Below are 17,914 nucleotides of genomic sequence, written 5' to 3'. Positions count from 1 at the left end.
TTAGCTACTATAAGTTAGCTCATTCGTAATCTTTCTTTCAATTGCTTTAAATAACGGGATCGTATCACAATGAAGTATACGATTTGAACCCCCACAAAGATACTTAATACAATGGCATTTTCTTTTAAAAGCGAATACTCAAACATTTGCCCTAACGCCGTTAACGCAACCGCACCATGGAATGTCGCGACTCCAATTGGAACAAAGAACAATAATGCCAATCGAATTGTCACTACTTTTGCTAACTCACCGCTTGTTAACCCCACTTTTCGAATGGAATCAAATAAACGATAATCGTCTTCTAAGTCAGAGAATAGGCGGAAGTATAGAAAACTACCTGCACAAACAAAGAATACAATGCCAATAAAAAATCCTACAAACAAAATAGGTCCAGCAAATTGTAAAGCCTGGTTTTGATCATATGCTGCAGCACTAAACCTTGAATGTTCTTGATAAGATTTTATTTGGTTTGTGAGTTCTTTTCCGACTTCAATTTCATTTTTTGTCTCCTTTGTTTTATACATGTAATCTTTTACTTCTTTAAACCCATCTTGTAGTAAATCATATTGAGATTCTGAAACTATATATATTTCCAGTAAGCACTTTACCAAGAGAAGAGGTGTTAACTTTTTTCACCTGCAACGTTTTTTTATCATGCGGTAATTCAATTGTTGTTCTCTCTTTTCTCGGTGGACCCGGGATTTCTATCGATAGAAATAGTACTTCATTTTCATTCCATAACTCAACTGGCTCCCCCGTTAACTTTGCATACTTTTTATAATCAGATTCTCTCACAAAGGTCGCATCTCTTAATGCTTTATCTTCTGTCTTCTTTGATACAATCTCTATTTCTTCAGCGGATATATGATGCTTCTTCAATGTTTGTCCAATAAATTGTAAGTGCTGTGATTCATTTCCATTCCCTTGTTGAGAGTGGTAATGAAATGTAATTGGTTGTTCCATAATCCCCTTTGTCATAGAAGCAAAGCCCACTAATGTACCAATTGCTGAGAAAGCAACGGTCGAAATTATTGTTACAATAAAGAACATTCGTGCATTATCTCTCATCCGATACGCTAAATCTGAAAGTGTAATAATATTTGTTCTTGTCCAGTAGAACCGTTTACTCTTCTTGCATGCTCGAATAATAAATACACTGAACTGCTTATATAGTAAGTATGTGCCAATAATGACAACAGTCGTTACTGGAATCAACATAATGAACACCATGGCACCATGCGAAGTTAACGCACCTATATATCCCACGCCAAGCAATAATACAGCTAGTATTGAAAAAATAATAGAAGCTTTTGGTTCTGGCTTTGCTTTCGCTGAACCTCTAAACAGTTTCATAATTTGGTTTTTCTGAATCATCCCTGCACTAAAGAATGAAATAATGATAAATAGAATGAAAAACATAGCACATGTTATACCAATTGCAGTTGTTGGAACATAATATGGCAACGATATATCCAATTTTAATAGAAGTGGAGCAATCCAAATTAATACACCTGAAAACAACATCCCACAAATAATTCCTGTAATGATTGCAGCAATACCAATCATTACATTTTCAAAAAAGATAAGACGTCTTAATTGAAAATTCGTCATCCCTAACATCATTAAAATTCCTAATTCACGCTTTCTTGTTTTTAAAAACATTCCCATTGAATATAGAATGAAGAAAAACGTAAAAAGATAAATAATAAATTGTGCAAAAGACATGCTTACAAATACATATTGACCTAACTGACCTGCACTTAATGAAGGATGAAAAGCAAAAAACGAATAAACAAAAAAAGCCATAATTGCAAATGCACTACTCAAAAAATAAGCTGAATATGTTCGTCGATTCCGTGTTACATTACGGAACGCTAATTCTCTAATGTTCATGTTGTATCCTCCGCCCTTTCAATAACTATATCGCTATCATAATAAATCGCGGAAATATCTTCCATCGATTCAAATGACAAAAACCTTACACTTTTGAAAGGTTACAGAAAAATTGATTAAACGAATCCGTTTCATTATAATAACTACATTCATATCTGCAACCTATTGTATATTCGTTAATTTTGCGAAATAATATGAATGGAGATTTATGAATCAGTACATATATACTTATTGCTCGTTCTAAATGAATAGGAGGAAACCATAATGACATTACAAGAACAAATTATGAAAGCACTACATGTTCAACCTGTAATCGATCCAAAAACAGAAATCCGTAAACGAATTGATTTTTTAAAAGACTATTTAAAAACAACAGGTGCAAAAGGATTTGTGCTCGGAATTAGCGGCGGACAAGATTCTACACTTGCCGGTCGCTTAGCACAGCTTGCAGTTGAAGAAGTTCGTAATGAAGGAGGCAATGCAACATTTTTCGCTGTACGCCTTCCATATCACGTACAAAAAGATGAAGATGATGCACAGTTAGCACTACAATTTATTCGACCTGACCAATCTGTTGCTTTTGATATTGCCTCAACAGTTGATACATTTTCTAACCAATATAGTGACTTATTAGGTGATTCATTAACAGATTTTAATAAAGGAAACGTCAAAGCTCGCATTCGCATGGTCACACAATATGCAATTGGCGGCCAACAAGGCCTACTTGTTATCGGAACAGACCACGCTGCTGAAGCTGTAACAGGATTCTTCACAAAATTCGGAGATGGTGGTGCCGATCTTTTACCACTTACAGGCTTAACAAAGCGCCAAGGCCGTGCTTTATTACAAGAATTAGGTGCTGAAGAACGTCTTTACTTAAAAATGCCAACAGCAGATTTATTAGATGAAAAACCAGGTCAAGCAGATGAAACGGAATTAGGTATTACATATGATCAACTAGATGATTACTTAGAGGGAAAGACAGTTTCTGCAGATGTAGCAGAAAAAATTGAAAAACGTTATACAGTAAGTGAACATAAAAGACAAGTACCTGCATCGATGTTTGATGATTGGTGGAAATAGACATGAAAAGACAAAAGAAGCCAGTTTATATTGGCTTCTTTTTCTAGATTTTTTAAGCATTAATGTCTCATCAATAGAGCTACCCCTTTAAAAATCGCCACCCACGCTAAAAAAGATAGATCTAACGTATTATGAACATTAACATTGTAGTTATTCTAACTATAACTGATACCTTTCTAACCGTCACGGAAAGGTACCACTCACAAATACAAAAAGAGCACCTGTTACAGATGCCCCTTTTCATTAATATTTGAATGTGATTGTCGCTAATGAATAACCTGCCATCGCACTATACGGTGCAACTTGGTATGAAACTCCTTTCGCCCCTGTTGGCCAAGAAAGTTCATTTAATACTTTTTTTATATCTTGCATTGTTCCATCCATCGACTGTTTATAACGCATTTCTACCTTTTTAGGCTTTGCAGTGAATTGCTTCTGCAATTTCGCTTTAAGTTCATTGTAATTTTCAGCCCCGTATTGTGCGGATAGATAAATTAAGTTCGTATCCTTTAGCATTTTTTGGTATACTACCGCTTTAGGACTACCTGTTTTTATCTTATTTGTTAATTCATTATAATAATTAGTTGATGCTTTTGGGTATTTATTACGATCCCATTCATGGTCTTTTCCTAACTGCTCATCAGACATATTATAATAAGAATATGTCACACGACCTGCTTTATCTGGAACTGGATCATCGAATGTAGTATCAAGATGATACCACTTATTCTCGATCTTCACTAGATTCCAAGCATGAGCTTGTCCATTCCCTTTTCCTGTTACAATATGGGATTGAATCCCTGCTTCTTTTAGTAATTGATATGTTAATAATGTATATCCTTGACACACAGCAGAGCGGTTTGCCAATGCTTCATATGCTGTATAAGCCTTGTAAGAAGTATCATAAGAAACATGTTTCACAACATAATCATGAATTGCTTTCACTTTTTCATGCTCATCCATGCCCGCCTTCAAAATAGAACTTACAATTGATTTTGCTTGCGCCTTCACGTATTGTGTTTGTTCTTTTGATTCACGATATGAAATTTTTAATGTAAAAGTATAGTTCCCTGGTATACCACGAATTGAATATTGTGTACTTGCTACATTATATTTTAAATACTCATCTGCATCTACTATTTTAGTATACTCTTTATAAAGCGTATCCATTACTTCTCTAGCATTCTTAGCTTTTGTTTTATACGTAATTGTAATATTCTCTTCGCGATTATCAATATGTTTTTTTAATTCTTTTCGGAAATCCCCTAGTATTTTTGCGTCTGGTTGCGTAGCTACCACTTTTGTATTTGTAGCTGCATATGATACAGCAGGCACTTGTAAACCACCTATCATGATTGTTGAACAAAGCGCGACAGCTGTTACATACTTGTTTGTTTTCTTCATCTCGCCACATCCTTCTATTCTAAAAATATACGAAAAAACTCCATATATTTTTAAAGTATACAATATTTTTTCAAAAAGAAAATATGCGATTATACATATATTATAATCTATATGTATCTATAATAGGATATTTATACTATAATAGATACATATACTAAAATAGAAAAGCAGTAGGTTCTTAATAAGAATTAAACTACTGCTTTTCTTTCTAACAAGATTGCAATACACAGCATGTATTTTCAAAACGACGTTGCTTTAAATCCTCATTTCCAATACAAAAATACAGCATACCTAAATCTCCCCACATCATATTACAATTTGTATAATCAGAGTCAATTTGGAATAACAATGTCATATCGTGATCATGAATACCAACAGATTCTCCAGCTTCTTCAAACACTTCTCTTTGAACTGAGAATGGTTGGCCAAATACTTGATGATTATCATAATGATCTGGCATTAATTCCTCTAATAGTTGTAAAAAACGATCCGAATCAGCTTCATCCTCAATAAATAGCTCAGGAAGTTTATAGGTTAATTTAAATGTTAATGTGCATTGTGTATACTTTGATTGTTTATCATTTACCCTCTGTAATTGTTCTAACGGAACGTTATGATATAAAACACATCCATTACCAGCATGTTGATAATTACTATCATAGAAGAAATACAACATACCTGTTTCAGGTAAATCATGACCCACGCCCATATCTTGCAAATCAGCTAAATTAAATTGTGCAATAAAATCCAATGCCTTTCCTTCGTGAGTTGGATATTCAAATGTAGATGGGACATCAGGAAGCCCCCCCATTTTTGAACAGCCAATGGGAAGTGACTCTTCTTGTCCCGGAACAACTTTTATACATGGAAATATAGTAGCTAGTAGTTCTCTTTTTATATGTGTTAAATCATATTTATCAATTAGTAAATCAATCTGGTTTCTCATATATTCTCCTTACATAAATGTACTTATCCGTATCATAGCATAAACACGGCATATCCTTCATCCTGAAAAATCAAAATAATTTATTCAAAAAAAACGGGCTTATCCCTAGTACGCGAATAACTTTAATACAGCATAGTATACAGTGTTCCTACAAATACGATCCTTCATAATTCCTTATAGCAGATCCTCAAATTGTTCATTTTTCTTTATTTCAACTTTTATTATAAGGAGGCATTCCATATGGGTTTTGGTTATGGTGGCGGTTACGGCTATAGTTGTGGCGGTGGTTACGGCTACGGCTACAGTTGTGGCGGTGGTTGCGGTTACGGCGGTTTCGCTTTACTAATCGTTTTATTCATCCTTTTAATCATCATTGGAGCTAGCTGCTGGGGCGGTTTCATAGGTTGCTAAGTAGCTTTAAAAACTATTGTAAAAAAAGCACGTGAATCACGTGCTTTTTTACTATACGGCAAATCCAACCTTTGAAAGGAACTATTCCTATGAAAATTGATGGTGTTTTTGAAGGTGGCGGCGTGCGCGGAATTGCGCATGTTGGAGCAATTTGTGCATTAGCAAATCATGGCTATGAGTGGGAGCGTGTAGCGGGAACATCTGCTGGGGCTATTATTGCAGCTCTTCTAGCAGCTGGTTATTCTTGTACAGAATTAAAAATAATTATAAATAACGTTAACTATCATCAATTTATAAAAAAAAGTTTACTTGATAAAGTCCCTTTTATAGGAAAGGGATTAAGCGCATGGACTAAATTAGGCATTTATTCAAACAACTATTTAGAAAGCTGGTTAGAAGACCTCTTGCACAAAAAAGGGATCCATAGTTTTAGTGACTTACCTAATCCACAAAACTTAAAAATTATTGCCTCAGATATTAGTAATGGAAAGATGATTATTTTCCCTGATGATTTACCTAACTATGGCTTTACAAATCAAGATTTCTCTATTGCAAAAGCAGTTAGAATGAGCAGCACCATTCCTTTCTATTTCGAACCAGTAAAGTGGAAAACACCAAAATGGAAACAACCTTGCTATATGGTTGATGGAGGTCTTCTTAGCAATTATCCAATTTGGATTTTTGACTCCCCTAATTTACCCCGTTGGCCAACTTTTGGTTTTCATTTTGTAAAAAATGAAATACAAGCTGAACCTGTTCCTTATAAAGATCCCCTCTCTATGTTTAAAGGCTTATTCAAAACGATGATGCAAGCACACGACTTACGCCATCTAGATAAAGAATCAAAAGCAAGAACCATTACAATTCCAACTGGAACAATTACAAGTACAAAATTCCAATTAACTACCGATGAAAAAGAATGGCTCTATCAGTCTGGCTTTAACGCTGCCGAAAATTTTTTACAGTCTTGGAATTTCAAAACATATATTAATCGATTTAGAAACGGAAATTGAATTTTTTTTAAATTAGTTTCATTATCCATAGAATAATACCTCTTACTGTATTCATTTACTTTTCTCATCATTTTCACATGGATATTGTAAAAACACTACATCATAAAAAAAGAAATAAGCCTAATAAACTAAATGTTTTATCCTACTACTTACGAACAATTATACCGCCAACTCAAAATTCGACGTAAGTATATGTGTTAGAGATAAGATTCACTATCCGTAAAATTAAAGTTTCATTTTATTAGGCTTATTCATAAAGTACTACTCCTCACTTTTATCACTACTATAAGACAGAAGTGGCTCATACATCATTATTGCATGATTTTCCGTTACATATTGATCCTCAACAAACTGTTTTTGTTGATTAAACACCCTTCGATGTATGACATTACGTCGGATATAGCCACCCCAATAAGCTGGCTTAATTGCATGTTCTTTTTCGTATACTTCATATTGGTAAAGCTGAGGATAGGCTGTTCTCCATTCCCCCACTAAGTGTTCGTCTGTCACGTAAAGATAAAGTTGATAAGCTTGATCTGTTTCATTTTTTATTTGTAAATCAAGATAGTTGTAGGAGCAAGTCGCACCACTTCCAAACGGCTGTGTACGCTTTGAATCCGGAAATACATCATAGCTATGACGATATCGTTCTGTTACGGTTAGTGTTGTATGTAGAGTCATCCAGTATATTAAATTTGAAAGTTGACAAAGCCCACCTCCAACTCCTGGTTTAAAAGTACCATAATGCAACACCATTCCTTCTACATACCCTTTTCTCCTTGTAGTCTTACCTATTAAACGCCAATAAGAAAATGTTTCTCCCGGCTTAATCACAACACCGTTTAACTGTTTAATGGCGATTTTTAAATTAATAATTTTATTCTCTTGATACCACATATCTACATCTTTAAGTTTACGAAGCAGTATCGTTCGATGCTGTATAACCGTACAAGATAACTTTTCTTGTTGAAAAGTTTTAGCATACTTTTTCCCATCCGTTAACCATTGAATATTTCTTTTTACAGAGTAATACCACGTTCCTAACATAATACGATACTTAGACCTTTTTTTAGGCCGTATGTTTACTTCATTCATTTTTTACTCTCCTCTATCACCAATGTACTTTCTATGGTTAAAATATTACTTATACGCTCATACAGCATTCTTATAACCACTCTCAAATAAAATATCATAATATACAGAAATAATTATAATACTGTCTTAGCAACAAAGAAACGATATTTGAAGTTAATTTTATACAAATATGAAAAAAGAGCGAATCTTAGATTCACTCTTTTTCTCTATATTAGTAGCTTAACAATTAAGGATACTGTAATCCTTCCGCTTCTTCAGCAGTAACAACAACGTAGCGTCCTCCTGTTCTTAGCCCTAATAATTCAGCTTTTTCAATTGCTTCTTGTCTTGTTTCTGCATAGGCAGCTAAATATTTTATTCCATCAATAACTTGACAAATAACATAGTGTTTCATATTTCTTCCCCTTTTTCAGTTACTAGCATCTATAATATCATTTTTTACTTCCCAAAAAATATAGTCATTATATTGAGAGATTCTTTATCAATCTCGCAACCGTTTTAACACCTTTTTCTATTTCATGCATTGAAGCATATGAATAAGAGAGACGTAAATATTGGCTTGCATTTCTATCATACACATTTCCAGGATTGAGTAGAATTTTTTCTTGTAATGCCTTTTCAAACAACTCTCGTATTGAAATGTTTGGTTCGATTTGTAGCCAAATATAAAATCCACCAGTTGGTATTTGCCAAGTTGCTATATCTCTACAATATTTCTCTAGCATTTTGAGCATAAAGTCTCTCCGTTTTTTCAACTCAACTCGTATTTGCTGTATATGTTTTTCATATAACCCACTTGCAAACCATTCTGCAGCAGCTCGTTGTGATAACGAACTCGAACCGTAATCCATTTGCATCTTTATATCTGCCAATCTTTTAATGACTGGTTCTGGTCCAACAATCCAACCGATCCTTAAACCAGGACTAATGACTTTTGACATACTTCCAATATGTAATACAATCCCATTTGTATCATTTGCCTTCAATGGTTTTGGTGGAGATGAATCAAACCATAAATCTTGATAGACAGCATCTTCAATTATAGGTAATCCAATTTCATTACATACTTTCATAACTTCTTGCCTTCTTTGCTCATTCATAACAAGACTTGTTGGATTATGAAAAGACGGAATGGTGTATAAAATTGAACCATGGAATTGTCTTGTGTATTTTGAAATAAGCGATGGTTGAATCCCATGCTCATCCATTGGAATACCAAACAAACGCATTCCAGCAGACTGAAAAACATTGAGAGAATATAAATATGATGGTTTTTCAAGTAAAATGGACGAGCCTTTGCATAGAAGTCCCATCGAAATAAGCTGCAGTGCTTGAATTGCTCCCGAAACAATTAATATAGATGCTGGAGATGTAAGAATATCAAATTTTTTTAGGTACTTTGCTATTTGCTCTCTCAATTTGAAATCCCCTCTTGGCTCCGCGTATCCTAAAGGAATTTGCCCATGAGAAAGCTCTTTCATGATTTGTTTCGTTTTTTTCTCAGGCAAAAGCTCTGGTGAAAGTTCTCCAGTACCTAATCGAATGATATATGGATAAAATTCAGCTTGATTAATTTCTTGAATGGTAGGGAGATTCGGATAATGAATACCTGTTTCTACATAGGAATTCCAGTTAGAGTGAGACTTCAAAGTTGATATACTCCATGCATCGTTTTTCACAATTGTTCCCCTTCTACCTTTTCCTTCAATCAACCCTTGCGCTGCCAATTCATCTAAAGCCATTACAATTGTACTTCGATTCACTTCAAATGCATGGGAGAAAGCTCGTTGCGACGGTAATCTTGTACCAACCGTCCATTCTCCATTTATAATTTTCTCTTTTATATACTCCTCAATTTGTTTATATAAGGGAACTGGAGAAGATCCATTTGGCTTCCAGTCAAATCGTTCCATGCTGTCGCCTCGCTTTTTTGGTTGGTTTGTTATCCAACCATATGGATGGATACAATTTCAATTTTCTTTTATAAAATATACACTATCATATTTCAGCAATTTATATAGGAGGAAATAAAATGATTGAAGCGATCATGCACGGAATGATTCTGGCGTTTGGACTCATTATTCCATTAGGTGTACAAAACGTCTTTGTCTTTAACCAAGGTGCTAGTCAGCCAAGTATTTTGCGGGCTACACCAGTTATCCTAACCGCATCTATCTGCGATACAATTTTAATATTAATTGCGGTACAAGGTGTATCACTTATGCTTCTTACCTTTTCGTGGCTAACAACCACACTTTATGTAATTGGATTTTTCTTTTTAGTTTATATGGGTTGGATGGTTTGGAAAAGTGAGTCTACAAAAGAGACGATTGAGGCAAAATCAATGACTATCAAAAAGCAAATTATCTTTGCCGCCTCTGTTTCTTTATTAAATCCACATGCAATCTTAGATACGATTGGTGTGATTGGTACAAACTCTATCCAATATGTAGGCAGCGAAAAATGGGCTTTTACTTTCACAACAATTACGGTTTCTTGGCTTTGGTTTATCGGCTTAGCATTTGCAGGGCGCATGATTGGAAAAATAGATTCATCAGGAAATACAATTACAATTCTAAATAAAGTTTCAGGGGTTATTATTTGGGGAGTTGCTCTTTATATGCTGAAACAACTTATTACTTAACAAGTAAATAATGAGAGTCACATATTATATGTTGTAAATATGTGACTCTCATCCATACTCGCAAACACAATAAATCTATAGCTAGCATGCATATTGAATAACAGGACAAATTAAGAAATTGGTTTCGGCTGCCGCTTCAGAATAGATTGGTCTTTCTCTGGTTTAATCCAAACAATTGTAACCACTGCTCCAATTATCGCAAAGATACTTGTTAAATAAAAAACTTCATGATCTGCTCCCTTCATAAAAAAAGAATAGAGTGGCGGTCCTGCAGCTACACCGATAAAACGCATCGAACTATAGAAAGAAGTAACCGTCCCTCTCTGTTCTTTTTCAATTCCTTGAGTAATAAGAGCATCTAAACACGGTAAAGCGATCCCAATGCCAATCCCCATAATAACAAGACAAATAATTAATAAGTAAATTCCTTTTAAAAATAATGGAAGCATAACAGACACTGCTGCTAGTATGAATCCGGTATATATAAATTTTTTCATAACACCTTGGTCATCACCAATTTTCTTTCCAGCCATGTATGAACTTATAGATAATACTAGCAATGGAATTGCAAGTATACACCCTTTCCAAATTCCATGAATGTTGTACTTCTCTTCCAATGTCGTAGACAAATAAAAAAGAATTCCAAATAATATGAGCATAACGATAGCACCTAATACAAAAATCGCGACTAACCATCTTCCCTTTTCTCGAAAAGTTGAACCAATTGATTGAATAAATTCTTTAAAAGGCGGGGCCTCATTTGCTTGTTTCTTTGCTTTTACTAACAATAATAATAAAACGATAGAAACAGCACATAAAACTGGGATGGACCAAAATGGTAAAAACCATACGATTGCTGCAAGAGCTGATCCTAATATCGGACTAAGGACTTTGCCAAATGTGTTTGACGTTTCAATAATACCTAATCCGGTACTTACTTGTTTTTCATCTTTATATAAATCGCCAACACATGGGATTACAACTGGCATTGCTCCAGCAGCACCTATTCCTTGAATCGCTCTTCCAATTAAAATCCAAACATACGGATTTTCTACCTTCCATGATACCCACCCCGTTATACCGCCTCCAATAGCTGCAATTAATAAACTCGGGACCATGACCATTTTACGTCCCCACCGGTCTGATAAATAACCAGCTATAGGAATTAATAATATAGCTACAACGGAATATATAGTAATAATCATAGATACTTGAAAAGAAGAAATATGCAATTTCTTTTCGATTGTTGGAAGGATTGGAATGAGCATTGAATTTCCTAATGTCATAACAAGTGGAACAGATGCAAGTGCAATTAAACAACTGTTTTCTTTTTTTAACATGTTAATTTCGAAACCTTTCACATTTATTTCTTCCATGTAGTAGCCCTGATAAAATTCGATTATAAATTTCATCAGGGCTACTATATGTCATCTGCTTTTTAACTTATATAACAAAAGAAATTGGAGTATGACATAGCATTACTTCTATTTTTCCAATCCATTTAACAGCACATTCATGCTATTAAATGGAAAACTTCTTTTTACTTTTGAAAAATGATACAAAAAAAGAAAGGAAGAACTCTTCCCTTCTTTTATACAGCTTTACATTAACGAGTATATCCGCCACCAAGCTGTTGTTCTGCCATAGCTACAAGACGTTTCGTGATTTCACCACCAACAGAACCATTTGCACGAGAAGAAGTATCAGCACCAAGTTGCACACCAAACTCTTGCGCGATTTCATATTTCATTTGATCAAGAGCTGCTTGTGCTCCATTTGATACTAACTGATTAGAACTACGATTTCTAGCCATTTCCGTTCACCTCCTTTACATATTAAAATGGATAGATTTTCAAATGAAATACATGGTAAATTATGGTTTTTTATGATTTTAAACTTTACATCCATAAAGAAAGAATCTCACAAAGCGGATCTCCCTGAAAAAGTCCATCTAATGAAAAAAAGAAGTTCACTAACTATTATGTATAGAATGTGAACTTCTTTTTATTTTCTATATATGGAGAAAATACATGTTTTTTTCGAAATAATCGCTTCTTCAACGCCCTTACAAAAAAGAGTTTCTTTTTTATTCACTCTAGTATTACATTTGTTGAAAAAACGAAAATTTACATTTTGTTATTATCACAGTCGTACATATTGTGTACTTTATGAAGTTAATACTGTCATTTGTTTTCTTCTTAAACGAATGATTTCCTCTCGCAAAACATCTTTCGCACCATGTCCAAACCATTCTAGTGAAGCAAAATGTTCCGTATCTTGAATTTCTCTAATAATTTCTTCATAGTTCACAACACCTTCAAATAACGGAACCATTCCTTTTCGACTACCAGCTGAAGCATATACATTATTAGGCTCAAAGACATCTAAATGAGCAGCTGCAGATATATTCTTCATATGGTAATGCTGTACCCAAGGCTTTAATTGGCGATAGCTTTCTACTGGATCGGCACCAGATTCCCACATATGGAGAAAATCAAGATTAATTTTTAAATATGGATGATTTACCTCTTCTAATAAATTTAGAGTTGAGTCTAAGCAATCTGTTAATGTATTCGGATGTGTTTCTAATAACACGTACATATTGTGTTGCGCAAATAAATCACAGATAGTGCGAATGCGCTTTACATATTTCTGACGTTCTTCTTTTGTAAAGCTGTCGCTTCGTTTTTGTCCAGCAAACGTACGAATCTTATTTGTATTACACCAATTTGCTAGCGATGCTAATTGCTCTGATTTGTTCATTGTTTTCTCAAAATCTGCTGACAATGAAATATCTAAATAATCACTTATCATCGTAATTTTCAGATTTTTATTTTTCAAAAAATCTAGTTGTTCTTCTGTCACTTTACGTTCTTGTTCATATAAATTTTGTGCATGAATCCCCCATAATTCAATTCCTTCAAACCCGTTCTCATATGCAAATTGAACTATATCAGTAAATGAAATTAGCTGATGGCGGAACGAAATAGTACATAACGAATACTTCATAAATTCAAACCCCTTTATTTCAAATTCAATAATGATTGTTTATACAATAACAGACTGATTTGTTCTTATGTTTTTCCATGCTACAAACTGCCTCTCTAGCTCCTGTTTAATCGTAAATTCAATTTCATTCATCTCATTTAATTTTTCAACAATTGATGATAACATCTCTTTATTGTTTGTCATTGCCATTTTTATTGCTTTATACTGTACATTTGTAAAACCTTGCACGATATCTTCTATGCGGTCACACCAATAATCAAATTCTGTTTCAGAGTATTGTAATGTGTCACGAAAATATGCAAATGCATGTTCATAACTATATTTACGGATGGCCAATACAGGGATTTGCTTCACTGCTGGTATTAGTTTAGAAAGTTCCGCTTCACCATTTACCATTCTTATGACCAAGTCTTTTACTTTCATCGTTAATTCATTGCAATCCCTTTTGAATGTCTCAACAAAATAACTTTCTACCGTTTCCTGAGAGGGTTCTTGAACTGTCTGTACATCAATGAAATATCCCCCACCAAACGGATTATTTTCAATAGAATGAATGACTTTATCCTTTGCCATATTACCTTCCCAACGAAAATCAGGATCAAACATAAACCATTCGTCTTCCAGATTTGTTTTCGCTATCATTAAGTAATGCGGAAATGGTTTTTGATGAAATTTATTTTCTCTCTCTGGCAATAGTGACATATCTACCATTACAATGACATATCGATTTTCTGGTTTTTTCTCTACTAAATCTAAAAAAGTCTCTAAATTTGTTTGTTTCTCTTTTGAATGATCATACCATTCGTTTACTTTGATCCCATATAGTTTTTCGTACCAATATAAGTAACCTTTATGGCTAATGTTCTCAGAATGATAAGAAATGACTCCTTCCTCTGTTATATCAAAATCCCCATCCCATAACCCAAAGTAAAAAGGTCGAAAATCTATATCACTACGCCTTTTAATAATTTCACAAAAACAACTCACTAAACAATGAACTTTAATTGAAGTCATGTTTTCACCCGTTTTCTAAAATATTAGTTATTTATATCCACTTGTAACGGTTGTAACTCTTCCATAAAATCTAGTAATGAACCTATAGTAGAAAAAGCTTTTGGATCTACTTCATCCTCTGGTACACATAATTGTAAATCCATTTCGATATAAACAATAAGTTGCAGCATCATGACAGAATCAATATATAAATCTTGATTTAAACGCATTGTATCTTTTAAATCTGTAACATTTTTCAATTCCATTTTTTCTACCATAATTTTCAATACATCCATCCTTAACATTTCACGATTCATTCTGTTATTCCCCCATCTCTAACAGCTTACGACTCACTTTTCCAGTTGCATTTTTAGGAATGTCCGTTACATTTTCTATTTCATGCGGCACCTTATAAGAGGGCAAATGTTGTATACACCATTTTCTTATTTGAACAGGATCAATACTAGAAATCACTTTCGCTTTTACAATCTCACCCATTACAGGATGTTTTCCGCGATACACAATTGCCTCTCGAATTCCCTCTAGACGAAGCATCGTTTCCTCTACTTCTATTGGGAATACTTTCAAACCAGCCACGTTAATTACATCATCCATACGCCCAACAAAATGTATCCCACGTTCTGATCTATATCCCAAATCTTTTGTATAAATCACTTTCTCTCCAATTGTTACCACTATTTCTTCAGGCTGGTTTTGGTCATTACTAATACGCACAGACGTATGGGGAAGTGGTTCTCCTAAATCTAAATGTGTGTTCATATTGTGACAGATGCTAATGCAACCCGCTTCCGAACATCCGTACTGCTGCATCATATACTTTGTTACCCCTTTGAGTTTACAAAATAATGATTCTGGCAATGGTGAACCCGACGTCATCACTTTATGAAACTGAAAAGTACCTTGTGGAAAACTTCCCATAATATGTAGCATAAGCGGTACTGCATATACGATATGTTTTGGTGTATTACGAATAATATTTAATGCGAATTTCGGATTTTTATTTGTAATAACAATCGGCTTACTCCCTCGCATGATTGCAGAAAGTGTCCCACAAATTAAACCATATGAATGAGAAACAGGAGCCAATACAATGGGTACTTCGTCACCTTCGCACTGCAATGCTTCATTGTAAGCATCTATCTCTCTTTCAATTTCTTTCCAGGATCTTTGAATTAGTTTCGGTTCACCAGTTGTTCCTGAACTATATTGCAATAAGGACGGTTCATTTTTTATTTGATCTTCACTATTCAGTTTTATAAAATGCTTGGAATCTCTATATAAAAGTCCAAAGCATGCTGCACCTTTTGCTATTTCAACAGCTGTATCTCTCGGTGTCTCTCCATGAATAAGTAATACAGATGCTCCTTTTTTCTTTAAAAAGAAGACAAGTGTAATCATATCAAACGGATCTGTTATACAAAGGGCAAATCTATTTCCAGTCGCATCATGAAACTGTTCCATGTTTTCATACATTTGTAGTCTTAATTCAAAATCATTTTTACTATATTCTTGTTTGTTTACGATTAACATAATTCTCCTCCATAATAACAATCTTACTTTTTATAAGTTGCAGTGCGTTATATAATGGATTCGGCACTTCATGTACAAGTGATTCAATATCTTTATATAAACGGCGTTTTGTTAATTGTTCCGCTCGAAATGTAGGTGTATATAACTGTAACTCTTCAAAGCGTTCATATAAGTGCTGAGAACTTGTAAAGTGGCTCTCTAATTCTTCTACAACAAGTATCCAAAATCTCTCTTCATTAAATTCATATTCATCCGCAAATAGTAACGCTAGCTCGCCTAAATTGAATAAAAAGAGCGCATCTAATACCATTTCTTGTAGACATCTCATACTATCCATTTCAAAAAATTCATTGAGCTGTCCATTCGCATACATATTATGTACTTTTGTAAAATCAGGACATTTTTCTAGATCTTTTAAATATGGACGATAAAACTCAAGTCCTTCATGAAAATCCTTTAGCGCAACCCGAACTGGCACACCTTGTTTATGAATCAAAATCATATTTTGTCCATGTGATTCTAGCGCAATACCATGTTCTACTAATAAGTGCACAACTGGCAAAACTGCTTTTTGAATAAGCTCACGGAGCCAATTTTCAATTCCATTTTGCTTTAGCCACGGCTCAATGAAAGGTGTTCCATCTTGCTCTTTTGCATATAATGCATTAAACGGAATAGCCTCCTCCACTTCTTCTAAATGTGTGTGAATACTTTCACGCCAAATGCACCCTAATGAACCATATGTAGATTGACCTGGTGGATCATACGTTACACCTGCAAATTCTTGTAATAAAACAACACGTGCCTCATCTCGTAAATATGAGTCACCTCTTACCAAATCTGTTAACCATTTTGAAATAGTAGGGGCACTAACAACTGAATGTGGCTTTAATATCCGAACAGTTGATGTATTTAATAGGTTCATAGAAAGCTTCACATAAGGTTTCATACAATTGGTAGCATTTTGTAAAGTACGCATCGATTGTTGTGCAAAATATTCATCTTGGGATTGTTCTATAAAAATAATGTGCCTATTGTGTATATGTTCAGCATAATTCGGAATGATATAATTTCCCCATTGCCATGGATGAACAGGCATGAACGTATAATCATTTGGGTTGCATCCTATATTTTGAACAGTAGAACAAAATTCAATCAGTTTGCTCTCTCCTACTTCTTCTCTCACAATATGATTGACATCATCTTTAGACATAGTACCTACATGAGTATGTTTATCATGGACAGCAATCCAAATAAGTTTTATCGATTGTTTAAATTCGAAACCATATTGGTAATTATCAAGATACTGAAAGCCAATGCGTGCTTTATAGCTTGGGTGATAAGGATGTCCATCTATTAAATGATTTTCCAGCTCATCGTATGTACTCTCTACAAGTTTCTCTTTTGTTTCGTGTCTTTCATATTGAGCGATTGTATCTTTAAAGATTGTTTGTTCTAACTCCTGAATAAAGGAACGTAATTTCACTTCATCTATCTGAACCCTTTTAAAAACTTCATTTAAAAATTGTGCAATGGATGTTACTTCTTCTTCTCTATCATTTTGTATTCTTACAATTGATTTTTCAGTTAAGCGAATACGACCAAATGTCATTCGTTCTTGACCCCAGCATTTATATATGACACTGTTCCCACTTTCATCAAACCCTGAAATTATAAACATTATATCTTCTTCCCCTTGTATCTGAATGGGAGAAATAATTTCCTCGTAAATTAACGACTCTATTAATTGACGAAAAACTCTTCGCCTAACAGCAATATAACGCTCTGATTGAACCGCTTTCATTACTCTTGTATGATAAAACTCTTCCTTCATAGTCTCCTCCATGATAGAAATTAATAAAAATACCATTT

The 17,914-nt window shown here is 34.2% G+C and carries 16 protein-coding genes and 1 pseudogene; 4 read left to right on the top strand and 13 right to left on the bottom strand.

Features of this window, described 5'->3' with window-relative positions:
* Positions 1-14: 14 nt before the first annotated feature.
* Positions 15-1,893: pseudogene (locus CN288_RS15340) on the bottom strand (FtsX-like permease family protein).
* 264 nt (positions 1,894-2,157) lie between these two features.
* Between CN288_RS15340 and nadE the strand changes: the two are divergent.
* Positions 2,158-2,976 carry an ammonia-dependent NAD(+) synthetase gene (gene nadE / locus CN288_RS15330; protein ID WP_026592269.1) on the top strand — a complete coding sequence of 273 codons (819 nt, stop codon included), beginning with the start codon at positions 2,158-2,160 and terminating at the stop codon, positions 2,974-2,976.
* Positions 2,977-3,219: 243 nt separating this feature from the next.
* Here nadE and CN288_RS15325 read toward each other — a convergent pair whose 3' ends face one another.
* Entirely contained in the window at positions 3,220-4,380 is a 1,161-nt protein-coding gene (locus tag CN288_RS15325) for a transglutaminase domain-containing protein (protein ID WP_090688638.1), read from the bottom strand.
* 208 nt (positions 4,381-4,588) lie between these two features.
* Positions 4,589-5,326, bottom strand: coding sequence for a YwqG family protein (locus tag CN288_RS15320; protein WP_098302578.1), 738 nt, complete (start codon positions 5,324-5,326; stop codon positions 4,589-4,591).
* A 240-nt stretch (positions 5,327-5,566) separates the two neighbouring features.
* On the opposite strand from CN288_RS15320, the gene CN288_RS15315 reads away from it, so the two are divergent.
* Together CN288_RS15315 and CN288_RS15310 are read left to right on the top strand one after the other, a co-directional pair.
* Positions 5,567-5,737, top strand: a complete 171-nt coding sequence (locus CN288_RS15315; RefSeq protein WP_090688631.1) for a YjcZ family sporulation protein — start codon at positions 5,567-5,569, stop codon at positions 5,735-5,737.
* Between the two features lie 89 nt (positions 5,738-5,826).
* Positions 5,827-6,750 carry a patatin-like phospholipase family protein gene (locus CN288_RS15310; RefSeq protein WP_098302577.1) on the top strand — a complete coding sequence of 308 codons (924 nt, stop codon included), beginning with the start codon at positions 5,827-5,829 and terminating at the stop codon, positions 6,748-6,750.
* Positions 6,751-7,011: 261 nt separating this feature from the next.
* Here the strand turns inward: CN288_RS15310 and CN288_RS15305 are convergent, their stop codons facing one another.
* From CN288_RS15305 to CN288_RS15295, 3 genes are all read right to left on the bottom strand, one after another.
* A complete protein-coding gene (locus CN288_RS15305; RefSeq protein ID WP_026592274.1) occupies positions 7,012-7,845 on the bottom strand; it encodes a VanW family protein in 834 nt (277 codons plus the stop codon).
* A 226-nt stretch (positions 7,846-8,071) separates the two neighbouring features.
* Positions 8,072-8,239 (bottom strand): DUF3933 family protein, encoded by a 168-nt coding sequence (locus tag CN288_RS15300; protein ID WP_081811034.1) that lies wholly within the window; start codon positions 8,237-8,239, stop codon positions 8,072-8,074.
* A gap of 67 nt (positions 8,240-8,306) precedes the next feature.
* The gene (locus CN288_RS15295; protein WP_098302576.1) at positions 8,307-9,758 is read right to left on the bottom strand and encodes an aminotransferase-like domain-containing protein; all 1,452 of its coding nucleotides are present in this window, start codon (positions 9,756-9,758) and stop codon (positions 8,307-8,309) included.
* Between the two features lie 119 nt (positions 9,759-9,877).
* On the opposite strand from CN288_RS15295, the gene CN288_RS15290 reads away from it, so the two are divergent.
* Entirely contained in the window at positions 9,878-10,489 is a 612-nt protein-coding gene (locus CN288_RS15290) for a LysE/ArgO family amino acid transporter (protein WP_026592276.1), read from the top strand.
* A gap of 110 nt (positions 10,490-10,599) precedes the next feature.
* Here the strand turns inward: CN288_RS15290 and CN288_RS15285 are convergent, their stop codons facing one another.
* The 7 genes from CN288_RS15285 to CN288_RS15255 form a co-directional block, all read right to left on the bottom strand.
* Entirely contained in the window at positions 10,600-11,829 is a 1,230-nt protein-coding gene (locus tag CN288_RS15285; RefSeq protein ID WP_441296563.1) for an MFS transporter, read from the bottom strand.
* 266 nt (positions 11,830-12,095) lie between these two features.
* Complete coding sequence (locus CN288_RS15280) at positions 12,096-12,302, bottom strand: alpha/beta-type small acid-soluble spore protein (RefSeq protein WP_026592278.1); 207 nt, start codon at positions 12,300-12,302, stop codon at positions 12,096-12,098.
* Positions 12,303-12,655: 353 nt separating this feature from the next.
* Positions 12,656-13,498 carry a sugar phosphate isomerase/epimerase family protein gene (locus tag CN288_RS15275; RefSeq protein WP_090688613.1) on the bottom strand — a complete coding sequence of 281 codons (843 nt, stop codon included), beginning with the start codon at positions 13,496-13,498 and terminating at the stop codon, positions 12,656-12,658.
* Between the two features lie 39 nt (positions 13,499-13,537).
* Positions 13,538-14,512, bottom strand: coding sequence for a DUF6005 family protein (locus tag CN288_RS15270; protein ID WP_090688611.1), 975 nt, complete (start codon positions 14,510-14,512; stop codon positions 13,538-13,540).
* 23 nt (positions 14,513-14,535) lie between these two features.
* Complete coding sequence (gene asbD, locus CN288_RS15265) at positions 14,536-14,808, bottom strand: petrobactin biosynthesis protein AsbD (RefSeq protein ID WP_026592281.1); 273 nt, start codon at positions 14,806-14,808, stop codon at positions 14,536-14,538.
* Positions 14,809-14,812: 4 nt separating this feature from the next.
* Complete coding sequence (locus CN288_RS15260; protein ID WP_098302574.1) at positions 14,813-16,042, bottom strand: AMP-binding protein; 1,230 nt, start codon at positions 16,040-16,042, stop codon at positions 14,813-14,815.
* On the bottom strand, positions 16,014-17,876 hold the full coding sequence (locus CN288_RS15255) for an IucA/IucC family protein (RefSeq protein WP_098302573.1): 1,863 nt from the start codon (positions 17,874-17,876) through the stop codon (positions 16,014-16,016). Before CN288_RS15255 ends, CN288_RS15260 begins: the two co-directional genes overlap by 29 nt.
* Positions 17,877-17,914 lie beyond the last annotated feature (38 nt).

The sequence above is a fragment of the Bacillus sp. AFS023182 genome, assembly GCF_002560575.1.
GTDB classification, from domain to species: domain Bacteria; phylum Bacillota; class Bacilli; order Bacillales; family Bacillaceae_G; genus Bacillus_A; species Bacillus_A arachidis.
The sequence above is the reverse complement of the archived record's forward strand: the minus strand, read 5'-3'. Positions and strand labels throughout refer to the sequence as shown.